The 3,925-nt window shown below is 71.9% G+C and carries 1 protein-coding gene and 1 pseudogene; both read left to right on the plus strand.

Annotated elements, in window-relative coordinates:
- The first annotated feature begins 380 nt into the window (after positions 1-380).
- Positions 381-3,824, plus strand: coding sequence for a nitrate- and nitrite sensing domain-containing protein (locus ACFCX4_RS35170; RefSeq protein ID WP_376151366.1), 3,444 nt, complete (start codon positions 381-383; stop codon positions 3,822-3,824).
- Positions 3,825-3,834: 10 nt separating this feature from the next.
- Positions 3,835-3,925: pseudogene (locus ACFCX4_RS35175) on the plus strand (roadblock/LC7 domain-containing protein); the annotation flags it as partial.

Below are 3,925 nucleotides of genomic sequence, written 5' to 3' on the forward strand. Positions count from 1 at the left end.
GCCGGCACCCCGTCGGCGTGACGGGGTGCCGGGGCACGTTCGCTTGCGGGGAGGTGGCGTCCGGGCGCCTCGCGCAAGACCCTCTCATAAGCAGCGGATAACAGTTCGGTAGGCATTTCGTGATCAACAATGACTGTTTGTAGCGAATCAGCATCACTCAGCGCCAGAAGACCACAGTTTTGCGCCAACATGTCGTCGAATGTCCTGAATTGTGCCCCAGATGGCGCCCACCAGCAGCTGTTTGTCCCGCATCCCTGCACGTGCTGAAATTCCAGCTACCCCTGGATCCCGTACGGCTGCCGCTCCCCGGAACGGCCGGCCCTCCGGGGGTAGCGCTGGATTGATCCATGGCCGGCTGTCGGCCGAGAGGTAGTTGTCGAGTGAGGCGTAAGCAGCAGGTCGCCCCGCAGCGGCGCTCCGAGCCCCGCCAGAGCGAGCCGAACGGCACCGCGCCGGACCCGGGCGGGTTCTCGGCGTTCACACCGGCCGAGGAGCGCCCGCCGGCCCCCGCGGCGCCGCAGCCGCCGGCCTCCGGCACGGACCGCGCGTCCGGCCCGGGCACCGGCTCCTCCGGCACGTCCTCGGGGAGCGGCCCGGAGGGCACCGCCCCGCGGACCAGCCGCTACGACTTCGTGCGCCCGCGCAACTGGCGCGTGCCCGCGCGTCTGATCGCGATCCTGCTCATCCCGGTCGTCATCGGCCTGGTCTTCGGCGGTCTGCGCGTCAACACCTCGATCGACGGCTTCTTCAAGGCCGACCGCGCCCAGCGCACCGCCACCCTCGCCAAGGCCGCCACCGAGCTCGCCGAGGCCCTGGAGAGCGAGCGCGACAAGACGCTCATACCCCTGATCACCAAGCAGGACCCGAACAACGACGTCACCAAGGCGCGCTCGACCACCGACGCCGCCCTCAAGGCGTACAACGCGGCCTACGAGGCCAGCGACAAGTCCGGCGAGCTCCCCCGCCGCCACGACGCGGTCCAGCAGATGATCGTCCACCTGCCGCAGCTGCGCGCGACCGCCTACGCCGACAACCTCTTCGCCTCCGCGACCGTCAGCGCCTACTCGGTGATGTACGCCCCGCTGCTGGCCTACGACAACTCGGTCGGCCTCGGCTCGACCAACCTCACCAGCAAGGGCCGCTCGATCTACGCGATGTCGCTGGCCAAGGCCTCCGCCTCGACCCAGCGCGCCCTGATGCTGCAGCTGCTGGTCGGCATCGCCGCCCAGAAGACCACCCGGTACGAGAACGTCGACCTCATCCAGCAGCTGCTGGTCGCCCAGCGCCTGGAGCAGACCGCGCTCTCGGAGTTCAACACCGGCAGCGCCCCCGAGGACGCCAGGAAGTACGCCGACGCCCAGGTCGCCCAGGCCGCCGCCGACCAGCGCGCCGCCTACCGCATGCCCAACGGCAGCGTCCCGACCATGGGCGGCCTGCTCAACATCGGCGCCGCCTACACCCAGGCCGCCGCCAACGGCCAGACCGTGGGCCGCGACGCCGCCGACAAGGCGTACAAGGAGGCCAAGGACTCCGGTCTGACCCCCGAGAACTGGAACCAGGCCGCCAACACCCACATCTCCAGCCTGCGCTCCACCGAGGTCGTCCTGCTGGACGACGTGCTCCAGGACGCCGCCGAACTGCGCGACAACGCGCGCTTCGACGCCATCCTCAACTCGCTGATCGTGCTCACCGCGCTGATCCTGGCCGGTGTCCTCACCGGCTACGTGGCCCGCTCGATGATTCTCGGCATGCGCACCCTGCGCAACGCCGCCCTGGAGATCGCCGACCACCGTCTGCCCGAGCTGGTCGAGAGGCTCTCCAAGACCGACCCGGACCGGGTGGACACCAACGTCACCCAGATCCCGCTGCACGGCAGGGACGAGATCGGCGAGGTCGCCCGGGCCTTCGACCAGGTCCACCGGCAGGCGGTCGCGCTCGCCGCCGAGCAGGCCCTGCTCCGGGGCAACGTCAACGCGATCTTCACCAACCTGTCGCGCCGCAGCCAGAGCCTGATCCAGCGCCAGCTGGCGCTGATCACCGACCTGGAGAACAACGAGGCCGACCCGGACCAGCTGGAGAACCTCTTCAAGCTGGACCACCTGGCGACCCGTATGCGCCGCAACGGCGAGAACCTGCTCGTCCTCGCGGGCGAGGAGGCCGGCCGCCGCTGGAACACCCCGGTCCCGCTGGTCGACGTGCTCCGCGCCGCCGCCTCCGAGGTGGAGCAGTACGAGCGCGTCGAGCTCGCCGGCATACCCGAGGCCGAGGTCGTCGGCGCCGCCGTGACCGACCTCGTCCACCTGCTCGCCGAGCTGCTGGAGAACGCCACCACCTTCTCCAGCCCGCAGACCCGGGTCCTGGTCAACGCGACCCGGCTGCCGGACGGCCGGGTGCTCGTCGAGATCCACGACAAGGGCATCGGCCTCACCGCCGAGGACTTCGCGGAGATCAACGAGAAGCTCTCCGAGCCGCCGACGGTCGACGCCACCATCTCCCGCCGGATGGGCCTCTTCGTGGTCGGCCGGCTCTCCCAGCGGCACGACATCCGCGTCCAGCTCCGCCCGTCCGGCGAGTCGGCCGGCACCACCTCGCTCGTCATGCTCCCGCCGTTCGTGACCCAGATGGCCGCGGCGCCGGAGCCCGAGGAGCAGTTCACCGTCTCCCGGATCTTCGCCGACCAGGAGCCGGGCCCCGAGTGGGCGTCCGCCGAGCGCGGCCAGGCCCGCAGCGCCGCCGAGCTCGGTTTCGACGACCACCTCACCGGCGCCGGCAACTCCGGCCCGACCGGCTTCAGCCCGGCCCTGGAGGCCGTCCAGCGCTCGCAGCGCCTGGACCAGGTCCGCCGCGCCGCGCTGGAGGCCGGCCCGGAGGCCGCCCTGCCGCCGGCCCCGGTCACCGGCGCCGAGGACGACTTCCCGGCCTACGGCCGCCGCAACGACGAGGCCTACGCCCCGGACGAGCAGTACCCCCAGCAGGGCTACGACCAGTCCGGCTACGGCGACGACCAGTACGGCGGCGGGCAGGACGCGTACGGCCGGGAGACCGGCTACGACGCCGAGGGCTACCGGCAGGACGGCTACGGCGAGTACCCGCAGCAGGGCTACGACCAGTACGGCTACCAGCAGGACGAGTACGGCCAGGACTCCGGCTACGAGCAGTCCGGCTACGCCGACGACCAGTACGGCCGGCAGGCCGAGGAGGCCCCGGCGGGCCACCCGTACGCCCCCGAGCAGCCGGCCCTGCCGGCCGCCGACCCCGGCCCGGCCACCCTGCCCTCCGGGCTGCCGCAGCGCCGCCCCGGCCAGCAGCTGGCGGGCGGCGGGTTCCCGTCGGACCGCGCGGACGGCGGCGAGAGCCCGAACTGGTTCACCGGCGCCAGGGACACCTCGGGCGTCCCCGCCGAGCCCCGCGGCCACGACGTGTCCGCCCTCGGCGGCTACGGGCCCACCGGCCCGACCGCGGCCGGCAGCGCGGCCTGGCAGTCCCCCAACGACGGTGACTGGCAGCGCGCCGAGAAGCTCCGCGAGCCCTCGTCCAGCGGCACCACCGACGCCGGCCTGCCCCGGCGGGTGCCCAAGCAGAACCTGGTGCCGGGCAACGCCAAGCCCACCCCGCAGGAGGGCCCGCAGGTCTCCCGCACGCCCGAGGAGGTCCGCGGCCGGCTCACCAACCTGCGCCGCGGCGTCGAGCAGGGCCGTAGCGCCGGCAACACCGGCAACACCGGAAGCTTCCGGATCGACCCCGATCAGGTAGACCAGTCCGGCAACGGACAGCAGAATCGCAGCACCGATCTCTTCGGCGGCTCGAACCACCAGGAGCGTTGAGTTGAGTCAGATGAGCCAGGCCGCACAGAACCTGAACTGGCTGATCACCAATTTCGTGGACAACACCCCCGGGGTGTCGCACACGGTGGTGGTCTCCGCGG

It is taken from the genome of Kitasatospora sp. NPDC056327, assembly GCF_042261735.1.
In the GTDB taxonomy this organism is placed as follows: domain Bacteria; phylum Actinomycetota; class Actinomycetes; order Streptomycetales; family Streptomycetaceae; genus Kitasatospora.